Origin of the sequence: Xenorhabdus santafensis (assembly GCF_033949405.1) — a bacterium.
GTDB lineage: Bacteria > Pseudomonadota > Gammaproteobacteria > Enterobacterales > Enterobacteriaceae > Xenorhabdus > Xenorhabdus santafensis.
In genome coordinates this window covers 1-16,213 of the sequence record NZ_VCDN01000047.1, presented here as the reverse complement: position 1 = coordinate 16,213, position 16,213 = coordinate 1, and the positions used below count along the sequence as shown (strand labels likewise).

Below are 16,213 nucleotides of genomic sequence, written 5' to 3'. Positions count from 1 at the left end.
TTTCATGCAGAAAATTTTGCTTCTTCCTTATCGTCGCGATACAACCTAAAACTTATTGGCTATAAGCTGAATACCCCGCTTTAACAGGAAATATATTCCTTCAAGATGACAGCTTGGTTATGAAAAAATAGGTGATTATACCTTCGTTGATAATAAATAAATTATCAATATCGTTTTAAAATATTAACCTTTGGCAATTGTGCAGTGCGTCTCATTTTGATTCCATGATAATGTTTATTATTCCGTTCCGTTATGATTAATATGGAAAGGAATAACAATGCGTAAAGTAACATTAACACTCAGTGCGATTGTACTTGCCTTCGGTTTAAACAGTGCGGCACAGGCAAAAATGTTTATGCCTGAGTCAACCAGCCCAGGAGTTACCGCAGCAGACTTAGCTCAGCGTCAATCTATACATTGGGTATCGATAAAGCAGATTGAAAAAAGTTTGGAAGGGCAACCGCCTATGGCTGTTGGGTTTGATATTGATGATACAGTTTTGTTTTCCAGCCCAGGATTTTATCGAGGAAAACAAGAATATTCACCCAATGATCAAAGCTATCTGAAAAACCCTAAATTCTGGGAAAAAATGAATAATGGGTGGGATAAATTCAGCTTGCCGAAACAAGTTGGTATTGAATTAGTCCAGATGCATTTGAAGCGCGGTGATGATGTTTATTTTATTACCGGGCGTGCAAAAACAAAAACAGAGGCTGTTACCCAGTACTTACAAGAAAGTTTACATATTCCGGCCGATAAAATGCATAAAGTCATTTTTGCAGGGGATGAGCCCAACAAAAATGAAAAAGTCAGCTGGATGAAAAATCAAAAATTGAAAATCTACTACGGCGACGCAGATGCTGATATTGCTGCGGCACGCGAGCTAAATATCCGTGGCATACGTATTTTAAGGGCATCCAACTCTTCTTATCAGCCTTTGCCTAAAGCAGGCAGATTTGGCGAAGAAGTGGTCATTAAATCTGAGTATTAATCTTAAAGTGCTATAAAAATCACTCTGATTAAGGCACGAAAAGTGCCTTTTTCTTTTTTAAAACAGAGCTATGTAATTTATTATAGTGAACATTTTCTTTTTAGCTATGCGATTGAGTATGATGGCATGGAGCCTTATCTTACTAAGGAAATATGTATATAATTATAACTATTCTTTTCTGATAAAATAAGTCTGTTGATAATTAAAATGAGTCATTGGATAGCGCGTACATAATAAGGTGAGGTGAACTCTTATGACGAAGAACACGGTCAGATTACTGAAAGTTTCTTTTATCTGGAGCGCATTGGCGCTATCAGAGGTAGCCTTTGCAAATCAACAAAATGGATTCATTTCGGATGAAACTCAACAATTATCAGGAGGGCAAACACAAGCAAGTACCGTTATTTCATCGGATAAGAATACTCCTATATCGCCAATGAACTCTATTGAAGAAAATCGAAAAAAGTTACAGAATTTTCTTCCTCAACAAGTAAAACCGATATTCCTTGATCGTTTGGTAACATTATATTCTGCTAATAAAATGCAACCATTATGGCAGGATAAAAAAGCAATTGAGAAATTTGAAAATCAATTGATTGAAATATCATTAGCGGGTTTTCAACCTCAATTTGAAAAATGGGTCGTGCAATTAAATTCCCCCGGATTAAGTAATATGGGGCATGATATTATTTTATCAGATGCCATGTTAGGTTATTTGCATTTTATCAATGGCGTTAAAAACAAAGGGGATTCATGGTTATACAGTAAGACTCCTTATAAAATTGATTTACCTCCATCCAGTTTAATTGATAAATGGCAACAGCATATCAGTAATAATATTCTTTCTTATATTATATCCTTATCACCCAATCACCCTATGTATGAAGGCATGCGTAAAGAGATGTTAGGGCAATTGGCTGATAAACAAGCTTGGGAGAATTTTTCGTCCAAAGGTACACTCAGGCCAGGACAAAGTAGTGAAAGCGTCATTGCGTTAAGAAAGATATTGGCTCGCTCTGGGGTATTAGATCCATCTGCCACCAAAACTGATAGCAAGGTATATGGCAAAGAATTAGTCGCTGCTGTAAAACGTTTTCAGGCTTTACATGGCCTAACGGCGGATGGTGTTATCGGTCAATCCACTAAAACGTGGTTAAATACAACGCCACAAACTCGTGCCCGCATCATGGCTTTAAATATACAGCGGCTGCGGATTATTCCCGGCGATATTCCTACGGGCATTTTAGTGAATATACCTGATTATTCACTGATTTATTATTTAAATGGAAAAGAGGAATTAAGTTCTAAAGTTGTCGTCGGGCGCCCCAGCCGTAAGACGCCAATTATGAGCAGTGAATTAAATAATGTGGTGATTAATCCACCTTGGAACGTACCAACCAGCATGACTAGGAAAGATATTGCGCCAAGAGCAATGCGTGATCCTAGTTATTTCCGCACGCGGGGTTATACCGTTTTTTCTGGTTGGAGCAATGATGCCAAGGTTATTGATCCTTCGTCAATTAATTGGAATGTAGTCACGCCAAGTAGTTTTCCTTACCGTATACGTCAGGCACCAGGCCCAACTAATTCATTGGGGCGCTTTAAATTTAATATGCCGAATTCAGAGGCGATTTATTTGCATGATACGCCAAACCAAGCCACTTTCGGGCGGGAAATGAGAGCGGTCAGTTCTGGTTGTGTTCGTGTTAATAAGGCTCCTGAGCTGGCGAATATGTTGTTGGGAGACGCTGGCTGGAATAAAAGTAAAGTCAGTAGTTCATTGAAAACTTGGGCAACGAAATATGTAAACATTCCCAATAAAATACCCGTTTTCCTTTATTATCAAACGGCTTGGGTTGATGATAAGGGAACACCGCAATATCGCGCTGACATTTATGATTATGATATTAATGCCAGACAAAAATCGGCGCTTTTGTCCAAAGTATTGGAAGCTGAAAACGATTTGGCATCTTCATAGCCCTTATTCTTTATAAGAATGAAACTTGGCATTAATATCGACATTATAACGGGTGAAGAAAAGGAAACTTTCTTCACCTTTATTTTTTCATTACTAATTCTTTTTTCAATGTTTTTTCCTTTTCATCATGTCTCTTGAATACGCTTTTTTATCTTCTATATTGTCAAGTTTTATCAATCAGATTGAAATAATCTTCAAAAAACATATCATCATTTATACTTCATCTATATTTGATATAACTTTAGTTATGTTACATTGATCACAATTATTACTTGGTGAGTTTACAGTAATATACAAAAATAATTGAAACTACTTTTTGTTTGTTGATGTCTTATTAGTCGATTAAACTTTATATTAATGTAGTTTTATAAAATATTAATACATCATAGAATAGCAGGGCACATGATCCATGAATGATATTGACCACGATCGCCGAAAGTGGCTCGGCGTAGGTGTGGCTGCGTTGGGGTTAAGTTTATTACCTCATCACGCGTTGGCTGCATTGACAACGCCGCGTCCGAGAATTTTACGTCTTAATAACCTGCATACAGGAGAAACGCTCAAAGCTGAATTCTTCGATGGGCGGCGTTATAACAAATCCGAATTAGATCGCTTGAATTATTTATTCCGCGATTTCCGTCAAAATAAAATCAAGACTATCGACCCAAAATTGTTTGATCAAATTTATCTATTACAGATGATGATGGGTATAAACAAACCTGTTCAATTATTATCAGGCTATCGTTCATTGACGACAAATAACATGTTGCGTCGAACCGGTAGTGGAGTTGCAAAACAGAGTTACCATACTCGTGGGCAAGCAATGGATTTTCATATTGATGGCATTCAACTTGCGCATATTCGTAAGGCGGCACTGAAAATGCGGGCAGGGGGAGTAGGGTTCTATCCAAAGAGTAATTTTATTCATATTGATACAGGCCCAGTCAGAACGTGGTAATTTTATATCCATCATTTTTCAAGCTGCTGCTCTTTGCAGGTCGTGCTGCAACTTGAAAGCCATTGGGTATATACTTAACAATTAGTCTTGATTGTGGAGCCCAATAATATAATGAAATACCACATTATCCCCGTTACGATGGCGATGCAGAATTGTACTTTGATTTGGTGCGAAGAAACGCAAAACGCTGCGATTGTTGATCCCGGCGGCAATGCTGAGCAACTGATTGCTGAAATTGAGCGTCGAGGGTTGAAAGTCACTCAAATTCTGTTGACCCACGGTCACTACGATCATGTTGGTGCTACTGTCGAAGTATCCAAATATTTTGATGTGCCCGTTTATGGGCCGCATAAAGGTGATGCTTTTTGGATAGAAGGGCTGGAAATTCAATGTCAGATGTTTGGTGTTGAACCTTGCCCATCCTTTACACCGGATCGTTGGTTAGATGAAGGAGATACACTGCAAGTTGGTAATGTTGAATTATCGGTCTTACATTGCCCGGGGCATACACCGGGGCACATCATTCTCGCTAACCATGCTGAAAAACTAATCTCAATGGGTGATGTACTGTTTAAAGGCAGCATTGGCCGTACTGATTTCCCCGGCGGAAATTATGATGAATTGATTCAATCCATCAAGGAAAAAGTGCTGCCGCTGGGAGATGATTACCAGTTCATTCCCGGTCATGGGCCAATGTCGACATTAGGCCATGAGCGAAAAACTAACCCTTTTTTACAGGATTAATAGGTATTTTTCTTGTGCAATGCATTAAGCAAGTAGGGAATATATACAAGGAATAGTATAAGCAAGGAATGCTGTAAGGAGTAGAAAGCCGCTTTGCAGCGGCTTTTTTGGTATAAAGGCTTTGTTGCTCAGATAAATCAAATTACAGCAACGATAGCTTCACATAGAGGAACCATGTTCTCTAGTGTCAAACCTGCCACGTTGATGCGGCCAGAGCTGACGGCATAGATGCCGAATTCTTCGCGCAGGCGCTCAACTTGTTCTTTAGTCAATCCACTGAATGAGAACATACCATTCTGAGAGGTAATAAAGCTGAAATCTTGTTTTGCACCTTTTTCTTGTAAGGTGTTTACAAACAGCTGACGCATACGCTGAATACGTTCACGCATTGTTGCCAATTCTTGAATCCATTCCGCTTTCAGGTCGTCATTGGACAGGATAGTCGTAACAACGGAAGCACCATGTGCTGGCGGGTTAGAGTAATTGGTGCGAACAATGGATTTTGCTTGGCTGAACGCTTTTTCTGCGGTATCGCTGTCTGCTGCAACGATGGTGCAAGCTCCAACACGCTCATTATACAGACCGAAGTTTTTGGAATAAGAACTGGCAACGATCAGCTCATTGTGGTTCTTGGCAAAAATGCGCAGACCTTCCGCATCTTCTTCCAATCCCTTGGCAAAACCTTGGTAAGCAAAATCAAATACAGGCAACCAGCCATTCGCAGCGGATAAATCAGCCAGTTTCTGCCATTGCTCAGGAGTTGGATCGATACCGGTTGGGTTATGACAGCAGCCGTGCAGCAAAATGATATCACCGGCTTGTGCTTCAGACAGGCTTGCCAACATACCATCAAAGTTCAGGGTATGTTTTTCTGCATCGTAATAATTATATTCGCAGATTTCTAAACCAGCGCTGGCGAAAACGCCTTTATGGTTTGGCCAGGTTGGATTGCTGATCCAGACCCGCTTTGCATTGGTCTGTTTAGCAATAAAATCAGCGGCAATGCGCAGTGCTCCAGTTCCGCCTGGGCTTTGTACCGTACGGGCACGCTTATCAGTGACGACAGGGCTGGTTTGTCCAAATAGCAGTTCTTGAGTAACGCGGCCAAATTCAGGTAACCCGCTAATTGCCAGATAATTTTTGGTGGTTTCATTTTCCAGCAAGAATTTTTCTGCTTTTTTGACGGTGGTCAGAACAGGGGTTTTACCTGTTTCGTCTTTGTAGACGCCGATACCCAAGTTGATTTTATTTTCACGAGGGTCAGCTTTAAAGCTATCAGCTAAACCAAGAATAGGATCAGCAGGCGCTGCTATAATTTTCTCAAACATTTTTTTGATTCCAAGACTCGGAGAGTTAAGCCCAAAATAAGTTTCACGCCGCTCAGGGTAACGCTAAGGAACCCATTTGCCAACTACTTGTAGCAAAAAGAATAAAATCTTGTGAAGTAGTTTACGGAGTGAGAAAAAGAGTCTGAAAAAACAGAGAAGTAAAATGCAAAAAGCAGCGCCGGAGCGCTGCTTTTTCTGAGATAAATCTATTTAGCGAAAAGCCAAATTGTTTATCAACAGTGATTAGAACTGATAAGTCAGACCAACACCGAATACGTTGCGAGCATCCAGACCCAGCTCATTGTCTTTCTTCAGCAGGTTGATTTTATAATCAACGTAAGTAGACAGATTTTTGTTAAAGTAGTAATAAGTACCTACAGAAACGTATTTAGCCAAATCTGTACCAAATTGGCTTCTTGGCTCACCCAAGTTTTTACCTTTAGATTGCACATAAGCCAGAGATGGTTTCAGGCCTAAGTCAGAGAACAGGTACTGTGCTACCAATTCGATGTTCTGAGTTTTATTAGTAATACCAGTGACATCGTCGTCTTTAATTTTTCTTGTAACTGGGGTCATATTACGGGTTTCACCGTACATAGCTGCCAGGTATACGTTGTTCGCATCGTATTTAGCACCCAAGTTCCATGCTTCAGCACGGTTACCGTGAGCATAGCCTTTAGCCCAGTCGCCGTTTGCACGGGTAGAATTAGCGTAAGAACCACCAACAGTGATGCCGTAACCTACGTCATAAGAGGTAGACAAGCCGTAGCCATCACCATTTGCTGTAGCGCCGCTACGTTCATTTTTGGTGCGCAGGCTGTTTTGACCTTGGTATTGCAGAGCAAAGTTCAGGCCATCAACCAAGCCGAAGAAATCGGTGTTGCGGTAAGTCAGCAGGCCAGTAGCACGACCGGTCATGTAGTTGTCAGTTTTAGTCATGGAATCGCCGCCAAAGATTGGCAGTACGTCAGTCCATGCAACAACATCGTAATTCACACCATAGTTACGACCGTAGTCCAGTGAACCGTAGTTAGCGAATTTCAAGCCAGCGAAAGCCAGACGAGTTGAAGATTTAGCACCTTCAGCTTCTGCCTGATTAGCCTTCAGGTTGTATTCCCAACGACCAAAACCAGTCAGTTGGTCAGTGATCTGAGTTTCACCTTTGATACCTACACGAGCGTAAGATGCATCACCGTCTTCACTGCTTCTTTCATCTGCGATTTGGTGACGAGCGTCTACTTTACCGTACAGATCCAGTTTGTTGCCATCTTTGTTAAAGATTTCAGCCGCGTTTGCTGTACCAGCAACCAACAGAGCCGGGATTACCACTGCAAGAATATTGCGCTTCATTATTATTACCCTCATTGGTGTTATTCAGACACCTGCCACTGCCAGAAATAGAACACTAAAAATTTTTGGAACTATTTTTGGGTATCGTGTGTCTTATTAATTGGCGAACAGTGTTCCATTGGTAATGAATTATATCTACCCTCAAAATGCTACAAAAGTGCATAATCAGTAACAAAGTGAAAATATATGTTTCAAAATGTAAATGAGAGGGAACTTTTTTCGGGCGTTTTCCGCCATAAAATAAAAAAAGCCAACTTTCGCTGGCTTTTTACTACAGCGGAAATAAAGGATTCCCGCTATTGATGTCCACATCTTGACCACACTTCGAAAAGCCCCATTTTGATTGGGGCTTTACTTTTGCTTATCAATATAATGAATTAAGTCTAAAAAATACTTCTAATCGGCAAATGATAAAAATCTTATATATCAATATATAAAGCACATGATGCTATTCTTGTTTAAATTATGAATTATGACTCCTACTCATCAATTTTCATTTTTCTTAAAGGAATTAAGTAGAAAGGTATAGGAAAATAAGAATTAAAGATCCCTAAGCATAAATAATGTAATGATGGAAGGGCAATAATGAAAAATTTGTTTTTTTTAGTAGTTATCAATCTCTTTTTGTGCTTGTTATTTGGCCTTTTTGATTAAATATTGTACTTGTTGAGTGTGATAAATAACCAACATAATGCCTCCCTATCTACAGACTAAAAACCCTCCCTGATTTTTGAATAACCGTTTCATTTATTGCTATCAAGTGATCAGATCAGTCTCACATCTACGTAGTGTGATTCTTGACCGATAATTAGTATCTGCAATATTTATTCATGATTATTTAAAATCAAAGGAGAGATTTAATGAAAAAAATTATCTGTGCACTCTTTTTACTGGCCTCGTTCAATGTATTTGCCCAATCAATAAATGATGCAGTATTGCAAAAATCAATGAAAGGATGGCAGCCACTCTCAATCAGTGACAGTGGGAACATCATTACACTTACTATGAATGAAGATCAGATAACTAAAGATATCTATCAAGCGGTCATTAAAATGGGGGTATGTGCTCCGCTCTGGCTAGCAGAAAAAGGTACTTCTTACTTAAAAAAGACAAAAGAAATAAAGGTACTTAATCGACATAGTTATTCCGGTTATGTTTTTGAAAATCCTCGCTCATCATGTGATGAATTAGGCAAAGTGGCAGATGATAGAGTTAGCTTAACAATCTTATCCCATACTCACGTTCATTCTAATATAAAGCAATAACCTAACATTTATCCTATCCAAAAATCAGCCCCAAAGACGGGGCTGTTTCCAATCAGAACCCAAAACCGATTTGTTCATCCCCGTAATGGCTGGACGGGAACGCCAGTGTCGGGACTTTAAAATCAGCCGGGAGTTGCTGGGGTTTGGGGAGTGTCAAATACCGTTCAACGGTGGTGATGGTCGTAAAGGTACAGCCGCACAGAATATTCTGGCATTGGTGATAGCTGCGCCGGGTCTCATCGCTCATCATTTCACTGGTACGTGTTTTTGCCACAGCGCCGCATTGGGGACAGGTAAACGCCATGAAGAACCCTCATCATTGGGGGTGTGCCTGCCGTGATTATAACGCATTAGTGCTTGTTATTGGTCACTTTCTGTCATGTCGATGTCCTTAATTTTTAATTCCAGCTCTAACTGGGTGATAAAGCCGCTGTCTCCCACGTGATGGATCACCCGTGTTATCGTCCATTGATGATTATCTATGGCGGTTTTAAAGCCCGTGACGGAGGCCGTCAAATCAGGGTAGAGATCTGCCCGTCCCCGTGCCAGCGTAATGAAAAACTCAGCTGCCCCGCGTTGGAGTTTGGCCCACTTGGCCGCGGCAGCCCGTCGGGCGGTTTGTTCGGTCTTGAACGTCTGGCGCATCACGTAGACGTTCCCGTCTGCCCCTTCCAGATATTCCCCTTCGCGCGCACTGGATTTTTCTTTTTTCTTTCTCGGTTTTTTCCGCCGGCGTTTCATTGTGGTCGCGGGTTGCTTACCAAAGTTCAGATCCAGCCAATATGCCTTGACGCCCGTGTAAGCGGCGCGGTCAGCCACCCGGAAGCTGTGACGGTCGCCACTGTCACGGGTGAGGGTGACCACGGGCAAAGGTTTACCACTTTGCGACAGCCCACGCCCCGGAATGATAAACAGTAAACGGCCGTTTTTAATGGTGGCGATAGCGTCGAGCATTTCCGCCATGCGGGACAAGAAACTGATGTCACTTTCATTCGTCTGGTCAGCATGGTCAATTTCAATGTCCATCAACGGGCGGCTTACGGCGGGTTGCAGGTTGTATCGTCCCGCAATGGCGCTGACCACATCCCCGACGGTGACATCGTGCCAACTGTATTCACGCTTAATGTTGAACTCTTCCCGAAAATCGGCACTGCGGGCGGTGATTTCCAACCGATCTGGCGGGCCATTGTGGCTAATTTCATCCACGACAAACAACCCTTTCTCAATCAGTGGTTCTCCCTGCCAGCCCAACCTGACCACGATTTCCGCTCCACGGGGCGGCAGTTCAATCTTGCCGTCTGTGTCGTCTATCACCAGTTCCAGTGTGTCCGCTTCAAAGCCGCGGTTGTCAGTCAGGGACAGGGAAATCAGCCGATCATTGAGGATGGTGATTTGACGCCCGCCGATTTGCAGGTCAAACGCCGGGGTTTTCACGTAATCCGTGCTGGTCAGTATGTCGATGGGGTTCATGGTGTGCCTGCCTGTTGAAAGTGTGCCCCATGATTGCCCTGCGCGGGCGCGTAGACAACGCCCGTTCGGTGTCGCGGGGCGGTGACAGGCGGCATTGCGTGATTCTCACCGCCAAGCAGCGCAACATACCCTTCATCACAAACCCGATGAGGTAAATTTTATGTCATTTCATCATGGCGTCTCAGTCAGGGAAACCACCCAGCTCAGTACGCTGATACGCGACATTGATACGTCAGTGATTGGTATCGTGTGTACGGCTGATGACGCGGACGCCAACGCGTTCCCGCTGGACACCCCGGTACTGGTCACCCGCATTAACAGCGTGATTGGCAAGACGGGAAAAACCGGCACGCTGTACACCACGCTCAAGGCCATTTCCGACCAGTGCAGCCCCAAAGTGGTGGTTGTCCGGGTAGCCGATGCCGACAACTTGGGCGGGGACGGGGAAAAGCGCACACAGGATCAGCTGATTATCGGCGGGGTCAATGACAACGGGCGCTATACCGGCTTGTACGCCTTGTTGACGGCTGAAGCCAATATCGGCGAACGCCCGCGCATTCTGGCCGTACCGCAATTGGATACTCAACCTGTGGCCATGCAATTGGCGATTTTTGCCGAGAAACTGCGTGCCTTTGCCTATATCGGCGCGTATGGCTGCAAGACACTGGCTGAGGTGAAGAAATATCGCGAGAACTTTAGTCAGCGTGAAGTGATGGTCATTTACCCGGATTTCATCACCTACAACAGTCAATCAGGGCAAAATGAAACCGTGCCGGCCACCGCGGTGGCGCTGGGATTGCGTGCCCGCATTGATGCTGAACAGGGTTGGCACAAGTCATTGTCCAACGTGCCGGTCAATGGGGTGTTGGGCATTTCTGCGGACATCTACTGGACATTGCAGGGCACGGATACGGATGCCGACGATCTGAACAGCAAAGGCATTACGACGCTTATCAAACGTGACGGGTTTCGTTTCTGGGGTAACCGCACCTGTGATGCACAGACTTATTTCTTTGAGGTATACACCCGTACCGCCCAGATACTGGCGGACATGATAGCCGAGGCGCATTACAGCTATGTTGATAAACCGCTGTTGCCGTCACTGGTGAAAGATGTCGTGGACGGTATCAACCGCAAGGGGGCGCAGTTGGTGACGCAAGGGCGGTTACTGGGGTTTGAATGTTGGTTTGACCCGACAGACAACCCAAAGGAAACCTTGCGCGATGGGACGGCATTGATTCGTTATAAATACACGCCAGTACCGCCATTGGAACACCTGCAATTGGTGCAGACGTTTACCGATGAATATTTCGCTGTTTTCGATCAGTTAGGCTAAGGGGATATCAGCATGGGGATGCCGAAAAAACTCTTTATGTTTGACGTCTTTATTGATGGTCAGACATATCTGGGACAGGTTGAGGAAGTCACGACGCCAAAGTTGACCCTCAAGACCGAGGATTATCAAGGGGCGGGGATGCCCGGCAGCGTGGCCGTTCTGATGGGAATGGACAGCGGCGCGCTGGACATGGAAGTGACGATGGGCGGCTTGGAAGCCGGTTTACTGAAAACCTGGGGCGGCCGGATTGACAGTCTGCAACTGCGCTTTGCCGGATCGTACTATGACGATGCCACGGGGGAAACAGTCGCCTGTGAGATCCAGACCCGCGGACGGTTTACCGAGGTTGATTGGGGCAGTGCCAAAGCCGGGGAAAATACCCAGCACAAGTACACCCTGAAAAATACCTACTGCAAGATCACGCTGAACAACGAAGAGCTGCACGAAGTGGATATGCTCAACCTTGTCTGGCGGGTCAACGGTCAGGATTTACTGGAAAAACACCGCGCCAATATTGGCCACTAATGTTTAATTGCAGGCGGGCACTTTCCCGCCTGACGGAGAATAACTATGTCAAAGAAAATTACTTTTTCTAACCCAATGAAGCTGGCCAACGGCACCACCATTACGGAAGTGGAAATCACCGACACCATGAAACAGGTGGGTGCCTTGCGCGGTCTGAAATTGTGGGATGTGATGACCAGTGATGTGAATGCCATGATCACGTTGCTGCCGAGGGTGACGCACCCACGTTTGAGTGAAGCGGATGTGGCGACCATGCCGGTTCAGGATTTCACTCTGCTGGCTGAGGCCATTGCGAATTTTTTAGCGCCCACCTCGCCAACCAGCGAGACGAACGAACCGGCCGACAGGTAATTCCCTGCCCGGCGGTCGATACCGACGACATTATTGCCGATATTGCCACGGTCTTTCACTGGTCGCCGTCAGAGTGCGATGGCATGACGGTGAGTGAATTATTGAAATGGCACGAACGCGCGGCGGCCCGTAATGGACACGAATCATGACCGATCGTAACTTGAATATTCGGGTTTCACTGAGCGCTGCAAACCGACTTTCCGGCCCCCTGAACGCTGCCAACCGGGCAGCCGCGGGGCTGTCTTCCCAAATCCGCAATACCCAGAACAGTGCCCGCAATCTGCAAAGTCAGGCTCGTACTTTCGAACGGCTGACGGACTCCGTTAAAAAAACCAATGGTGCCTATGAGGAAGCCAAAGCCAAAGTGAAAGCGCTGGCCGCTGAATATCCGCGATTCAGGGAACAAACGGAAGCGCAGCGCCGAACCTTACTGGCTGCCCGACAGGAACGAGATCGTTATGGCAGAACACTGGACAATGAAAACCAAAAATTACGCACAGTAGGTGAACGATTATACCGGCATGGCATTTTTGTTAACCGAAGTACCAGTGTGACTGAGCAGGCAACCCGACGCACGGAAGCCTATAACCGGCAATTGGCTGAGCAACAACGGCGGTTAACCGCGGTGACTCATGCCCAGTCACGTTATGCCAGAGCCAAAGAACTGCGCGGCAAACTGGCCACGGCGGGAGCAGCAGCCACGGCCACCGGTGTGGGGTCGCTGTATGGCATGTCGCGCTTTATTGCGCCGGGACGTGATTTTGATGCGCGGATGGCCAACGTGCGCGCACTCACCAATTTGGATAAAAATAACCCGCAATACGCGATGCTGCGTGAGCAGGCAAAAGAACTCGGTGCCTCAACGGCTTTCACGGCAACAGATGCTGCGATGGGGCAAAAGTTTTTGGCTACCGCCGGATTTACACCTGACTCTATCAAAGCGGCCTTGCCGGGCATTCTGAATATGGCACTAGCCGGCGAAGTGGATTTAGGGGAATCCGCGGACATGGGCGCAAAGATGCTATCTCAGTTCAAACTGAACCCCGATCAGATGGATAGGCTATCTGATGTATTAACCGCCACCTTTACCGGCTCAACGACCAACCTGCGTGAATTAAGTGAAGCGATGGTTTACGCGGGTTCCCTTGCCCCACAACTCGGTATCAGTCTGGAAAGCATGGCCGCGATGGTCGGCGTGATGGCGGACAATGGCACGAATGGCAGTATGGCCGGCACGGCCTTACGCGCGGGTTTATCCCGTCTGGTTGCCCCCACGGGCGGTGCAGCGGATGCGATGGCCACATTGGGTATCAAGATAAAAAAATCCAATGGTGAATTGCGAGACACTGACGACATTCTAAAAGAAATGGCGGTCAGCCTGCGTAAATTCGACCAGCCCAGCCAAATCCTCATGAAAAAAGCGATCTTCGGTGAAGAGGCCATGATTGGCATGGGGAATGTGTTGGATGGCATGGTCAACGGGAAATATGCCGAGAAAAAAACCAGCAATGACAATGCCAAAGGCCGCGCGCAAAAAATCGCTGATACCAATATGGACAACTGGGATGGCGATTTAAAAAACCTGACCTCGGCATGGGAAGGCTTAAGGGTAGAAATTAAAGAAAGAGTTGATCCCGTGCTGCGTGAAGTGACCCAGCGCATTACGGGTATTTTGCGTCGTATCACTGAATGGACAAAAGCACATCCTGAACTCACCAAGGCTTTGGGCGTAGGGGCTGCGGCTATCGGTATTATTGTAACCGCACTGGGCGCACTGGCATTAGCCGCGGCGGCGGTGATCGTGCCGTTTGCCGCGTTCCGGCTCAGTCTGTTTATGCTGACCCGTGGCGGCGGTTTGGTGGCCCTATTTCCATCACTGGGGCGATTAACAACCGGATTACGGGGTTTATTACCTTCATTGGGGGGCGTTAGCCGCAGTGTTAAGGGTTGGAAAAACATTTTTCAGAATGCCGGGACGGCGCTAGGGAACTTAAGCACCCGGATAAAAGGGCTGACCAGCGGCGGTTGGTCAATGCTAACGAGTGGTGCAATGGGAGCAAAACGCGGCTTGCTGATGGTGTTTACCCAGCCCATGATGGCGCTGTCTATGTTGCAAACCGGATTAAAAGGTTTGGTCACTGGGGGATTAGCCCCGTTGCGGCTGGCATTTACCTCATCGTTGTCGGCAATTGCCGGCGGATTTTCATTATTGTTTAGCCCACTGGGCTTGCTGATTGCCGCAATTGTACTGGCGGCGGTGTTAATCTGGAAATACTGGGAACCCATCAAGGCATGGTTTGCCGGTTTTTTCAGTGGCCTGATGGAAGCCATCGCACCGGTGCGTGATTCCCTTGCCGCGGCCTTTGCCCCGTTCGCCCCGATTTTTGATGCCATCGGCAGCGCTATCAAAAAGGTTTGGGAGTGGGTCACCGCCCTGTTTGAGCCAGTCAATACTTCGTCGGAAAGCCTGAAAGCTGCGACTGAAGCCGGCCAGACGTTTGGGCGATTGGTCGGCAAGGCCATTGCCGGGGTTGTTGATGTGATTGCGGCCGTGGCCAAGGGAGTGGGCTGGTTACTGGAAAAGCTGGGCATGATCCCCGATGCGACCAGAGCCGCCCTTGATGCCTCCAATGCGATGGGGCCGGTTAACCTGCCGGAAGTGCAAAAGTCGGTGCAGTGGGTTTGGGATGACAAAGCCAAAAAGATGGTTAAGCAGGAATGGACACCAACACCACCGGGCAGCGCCTTGGCCAAAGCCGGTGAAAAGGCCGCAGAAAATAAACCCAAGACCGAGCCGCCAGCCTTACCAACGTTTGGCTCGAAGGTTTACGATCCCAATGATAAAAAGGGCAAGAAAGGGAAAAAAGGAAAAGGCAGCGGATCGCTGGAAGCGGCGGGCAGTGCTGCCCCACAAACTGACCCCAACAAGCTGGGTGATATTGTCTTTAAAAATCGCCCACCAGTGATCGCCATTGACGGTGTCTATCAGGAACCCCGTTTACAGCAACCGTCACTGTTAAGCCGGCTGACGGAAAAATTGCAGCCGTTACAACCGGCCTTAAGTGGTATCCCGATCCCGGTGACGCCTGCCGGTATGGGTAACAGCCCCAAAGCCCATGACGACCGCTACACCATTAACCTGCATTTTCACGGGGTTGATATGAAAGATGAGCGTTCCCTTGCGGATAGGGTCAGAACGGAAATTGAAAAAATCATGCGGCAAAAAGGCGTGCGCCGCCGTTCCAGTTTGTATGATGAGGATTAATACCATGATGATGATTTATGGCTTGTTTGTTTTTATGCTCAATACTACGCCTTACCAGTCCATGAGCCGTAACATGGACTGGCGACACGTGAAAAATGACCGGATCGGCAAATCGGCCAAATGGCAATACATTGGCCCCGGCGAAGACAGCATTACTTTGAATGGGATGCTGTACCCTGAAATCACCGGTGGCGATATCTCGCTAGAAGTCCTGCGCGCAATGGCTTTTTCCGCTAAGCCGTGGCCGTTGATTGAAGGTACGGGCATGATTTACGGCATGTTTGTTATCGACAGCCTGACCGAAAACCGCACGGAGTTTTTCGCCGACGGCAAGGCGAGGCGGATTGAGTTTACCGTGTCGCTTAAGCGGGTGAGTGAAGACATCCGGGAGGGGCTGCATGCCGTGACAGCAGATGATGTGCTGGGGCTGGCAAAGCTGGCGTTAAAATAGTACGAGTTTTGATTATTCCTTCCGCGAAATACGTTCATCATTCACGCATCTCTAGGCAATTTAAAATAATTTGCTGTTTTGGTCATTTATTGATGCGTGATTTTCATTGATTTATCCATTCTTCATCTTCAACCAACCCGTAACGGGTGGTTTTATTTCGGTTATTCAATCGCATTTAGGTTTGTATTAAACCTCGGTTTA

Annotated in this window: 16 protein-coding genes; 11 read left to right on the top strand and 5 right to left on the bottom strand. The window is 46.0% G+C overall.

The window, feature by feature from the left end; translation table 11 throughout:
- Positions 1-277: 277 nt before the first annotated feature.
- The 4 genes from aphA (at position 278) to FE392_RS13005 (ending at position 4,671) form a co-directional block, all read left to right on the top strand.
- On the top strand, positions 278-991 hold the full coding sequence (gene aphA, locus FE392_RS13020) for an acid phosphatase AphA (RefSeq protein ID WP_319930650.1): 714 nt from the start codon (positions 278-280) through the stop codon (positions 989-991).
- 253 nt (positions 992-1,244) lie between these two features.
- A complete protein-coding gene (gene ldtD, locus FE392_RS13015) occupies positions 1,245-2,969 on the top strand; it encodes a L,D-transpeptidase (protein ID WP_319930649.1) in 1,725 nt (574 codons plus the stop codon).
- 409 nt (positions 2,970-3,378) lie between these two features.
- On the top strand, positions 3,379-3,927 hold the full coding sequence (gene mepK, locus FE392_RS13010; protein WP_319930648.1) for a peptidoglycan L,D-endopeptidase MepK: 549 nt from the start codon (positions 3,379-3,381) through the stop codon (positions 3,925-3,927).
- Positions 3,928-4,038: 111 nt separating this feature from the next.
- Complete coding sequence (locus FE392_RS13005) at positions 4,039-4,671, top strand: MBL fold metallo-hydrolase (protein WP_319930647.1); 633 nt, start codon at positions 4,039-4,041, stop codon at positions 4,669-4,671.
- 137 nt (positions 4,672-4,808) lie between these two features.
- Here the strand turns inward: FE392_RS13005 and FE392_RS13000 are convergent, their stop codons facing one another.
- Positions 4,809-5,999: an amino acid aminotransferase gene (locus FE392_RS13000; protein ID WP_319930646.1), complete on the bottom strand. Its 1,191-nt coding sequence runs from the start codon at positions 5,997-5,999 to the stop codon at positions 4,809-4,811.
- A 243-nt stretch (positions 6,000-6,242) separates the two neighbouring features.
- Positions 6,243-7,349, bottom strand: a complete 1,107-nt coding sequence (locus FE392_RS12995; protein ID WP_319930645.1) for a porin — start codon at positions 7,347-7,349, stop codon at positions 6,243-6,245.
- Positions 7,350-8,209: 860 nt separating this feature from the next.
- On the opposite strand from FE392_RS12995, the gene FE392_RS12990 reads away from it, so the two are divergent.
- Complete coding sequence (locus FE392_RS12990) at positions 8,210-8,614, top strand: hypothetical protein (RefSeq protein WP_319930644.1); 405 nt, start codon at positions 8,210-8,212, stop codon at positions 8,612-8,614.
- Between the two features lie 52 nt (positions 8,615-8,666).
- Here FE392_RS12990 and FE392_RS12985 read toward each other — a convergent pair whose 3' ends face one another.
- The 3 genes from FE392_RS12985 to FE392_RS12975 are packed head-to-tail and all read right to left on the bottom strand — an operon-like array spanning position 8,667 to position 10,220.
- Entirely contained in the window at positions 8,667-8,918 is a 252-nt protein-coding gene (locus FE392_RS12985; protein WP_319930643.1) for an Ogr/Delta-like zinc finger protein, read from the bottom strand.
- Between the two features lie 56 nt (positions 8,919-8,974).
- Positions 8,975-10,084, bottom strand: coding sequence for a phage late control D family protein (locus tag FE392_RS12980; protein ID WP_319930642.1), 1,110 nt, complete (start codon positions 10,082-10,084; stop codon positions 8,975-8,977).
- The gene (locus tag FE392_RS12975; protein ID WP_319930641.1) at positions 10,029-10,220 is read right to left on the bottom strand and encodes a hypothetical protein; all 192 of its coding nucleotides are present in this window, start codon (positions 10,218-10,220) and stop codon (positions 10,029-10,031) included. Before FE392_RS12975 ends, FE392_RS12980 begins: the two co-directional genes overlap by 56 nt.
- A 24-nt stretch (positions 10,221-10,244) precedes the next feature.
- Here FE392_RS12975 and FE392_RS12970 point away from each other — a divergent pair, with 24 nt between their 5' ends.
- The 6 genes from FE392_RS12970 to FE392_RS12945 are packed head-to-tail and all read left to right on the top strand — an operon-like array spanning position 10,245 to position 16,012.
- Complete coding sequence (locus tag FE392_RS12970; protein WP_319930640.1) at positions 10,245-11,420, top strand: phage tail sheath subtilisin-like domain-containing protein; 1,176 nt, start codon at positions 10,245-10,247, stop codon at positions 11,418-11,420.
- Between the two features lie 12 nt (positions 11,421-11,432).
- Complete coding sequence (locus tag FE392_RS12965; RefSeq protein WP_319930639.1) at positions 11,433-11,945, top strand: phage major tail tube protein; 513 nt, start codon at positions 11,433-11,435, stop codon at positions 11,943-11,945.
- Between the two features lie 45 nt (positions 11,946-11,990).
- The gene (locus tag FE392_RS12960) at positions 11,991-12,296 is read left to right on the top strand and encodes a phage tail assembly protein (protein ID WP_319930638.1); all 306 of its coding nucleotides are present in this window, start codon (positions 11,991-11,993) and stop codon (positions 12,294-12,296) included.
- The gene (locus FE392_RS12955) at positions 12,296-12,445 is read left to right on the top strand and encodes a GpE family phage tail protein (RefSeq protein WP_439153485.1); all 150 of its coding nucleotides are present in this window, start codon (positions 12,296-12,298) and stop codon (positions 12,443-12,445) included. The genes FE392_RS12960 and FE392_RS12955 overlap by 1 nt, the downstream gene beginning before the upstream one ends.
- The gene (locus FE392_RS12950) at positions 12,442-15,561 is read left to right on the top strand and encodes a phage tail tape measure protein (protein ID WP_319930637.1); all 3,120 of its coding nucleotides are present in this window, start codon (positions 12,442-12,444) and stop codon (positions 15,559-15,561) included. The genes FE392_RS12955 and FE392_RS12950 overlap by 4 nt, the downstream gene beginning before the upstream one ends.
- A gap of 4 nt (positions 15,562-15,565) precedes the next feature.
- Positions 15,566-16,012, top strand: a complete 447-nt coding sequence (locus FE392_RS12945; protein WP_319930636.1) for a phage tail protein — start codon at positions 15,566-15,568, stop codon at positions 16,010-16,012.
- Positions 16,013-16,213 lie beyond the last annotated feature (201 nt).

What these genes read in the sequence shown, in the direction of transcription:
- aphA (WP_319930650.1), top strand. Translation starts at nt 278, where the DNA reads ATGCGTAAAGTAACATTAACACTCAGTGCGATTGTACTTGCCTTCGGT.
- ldtD (WP_319930649.1), top strand. Translation starts at nt 1,245, where the DNA reads ATGACGAAGAACACGGTCAGATTACTGAAAGTTTCTTTTATCTGGAGC.
- mepK (WP_319930648.1), top strand. Translation starts at nt 3,379, where the DNA reads ATGAATGATATTGACCACGATCGCCGAAAGTGGCTCGGCGTAGGTGTG.
- FE392_RS13005 (WP_319930647.1), top strand. Translation starts at nt 4,039, where the DNA reads ATGAAATACCACATTATCCCCGTTACGATGGCGATGCAGAATTGTACT.
- FE392_RS13000 (WP_319930646.1), bottom strand. Translation starts at nt 5,999, where the DNA reads ATGTTTGAGAAAATTATAGCAGCGCCTGCTGATCCTATTCTTGGTTTA.
- FE392_RS12995 (WP_319930645.1), bottom strand. Translation starts at nt 7,349, where the DNA reads ATGAAGCGCAATATTCTTGCAGTGGTAATCCCGGCTCTGTTGGTTGCT.
- FE392_RS12990 (WP_319930644.1), top strand. Translation starts at nt 8,210, where the DNA reads ATGAAAAAAATTATCTGTGCACTCTTTTTACTGGCCTCGTTCAATGTA.
- FE392_RS12985 (WP_319930643.1), bottom strand. Translation starts at nt 8,918, where the DNA reads ATGGCGTTTACCTGTCCCCAATGCGGCGCTGTGGCAAAAACACGTACC.
- FE392_RS12980 (WP_319930642.1), bottom strand. Translation starts at nt 10,084, where the DNA reads ATGAACCCCATCGACATACTGACCAGCACGGATTACGTGAAAACCCCG.
- FE392_RS12975 (WP_319930641.1), bottom strand. Translation starts at nt 10,220, where the DNA reads ATGAAGGGTATGTTGCGCTGCTTGGCGGTGAGAATCACGCAATGCCGC.
- FE392_RS12970 (WP_319930640.1), top strand. Translation starts at nt 10,245, where the DNA reads ATGTCATTTCATCATGGCGTCTCAGTCAGGGAAACCACCCAGCTCAGT.
- FE392_RS12965 (WP_319930639.1), top strand. Translation starts at nt 11,433, where the DNA reads ATGGGGATGCCGAAAAAACTCTTTATGTTTGACGTCTTTATTGATGGT.
- FE392_RS12960 (WP_319930638.1), top strand. Translation starts at nt 11,991, where the DNA reads ATGTCAAAGAAAATTACTTTTTCTAACCCAATGAAGCTGGCCAACGGC.
- FE392_RS12950 (WP_319930637.1), top strand. Translation starts at nt 12,442, where the DNA reads ATGACCGATCGTAACTTGAATATTCGGGTTTCACTGAGCGCTGCAAAC.
- FE392_RS12945 (WP_319930636.1), top strand. Translation starts at nt 15,566, where the DNA reads ATGATGATGATTTATGGCTTGTTTGTTTTTATGCTCAATACTACGCCT.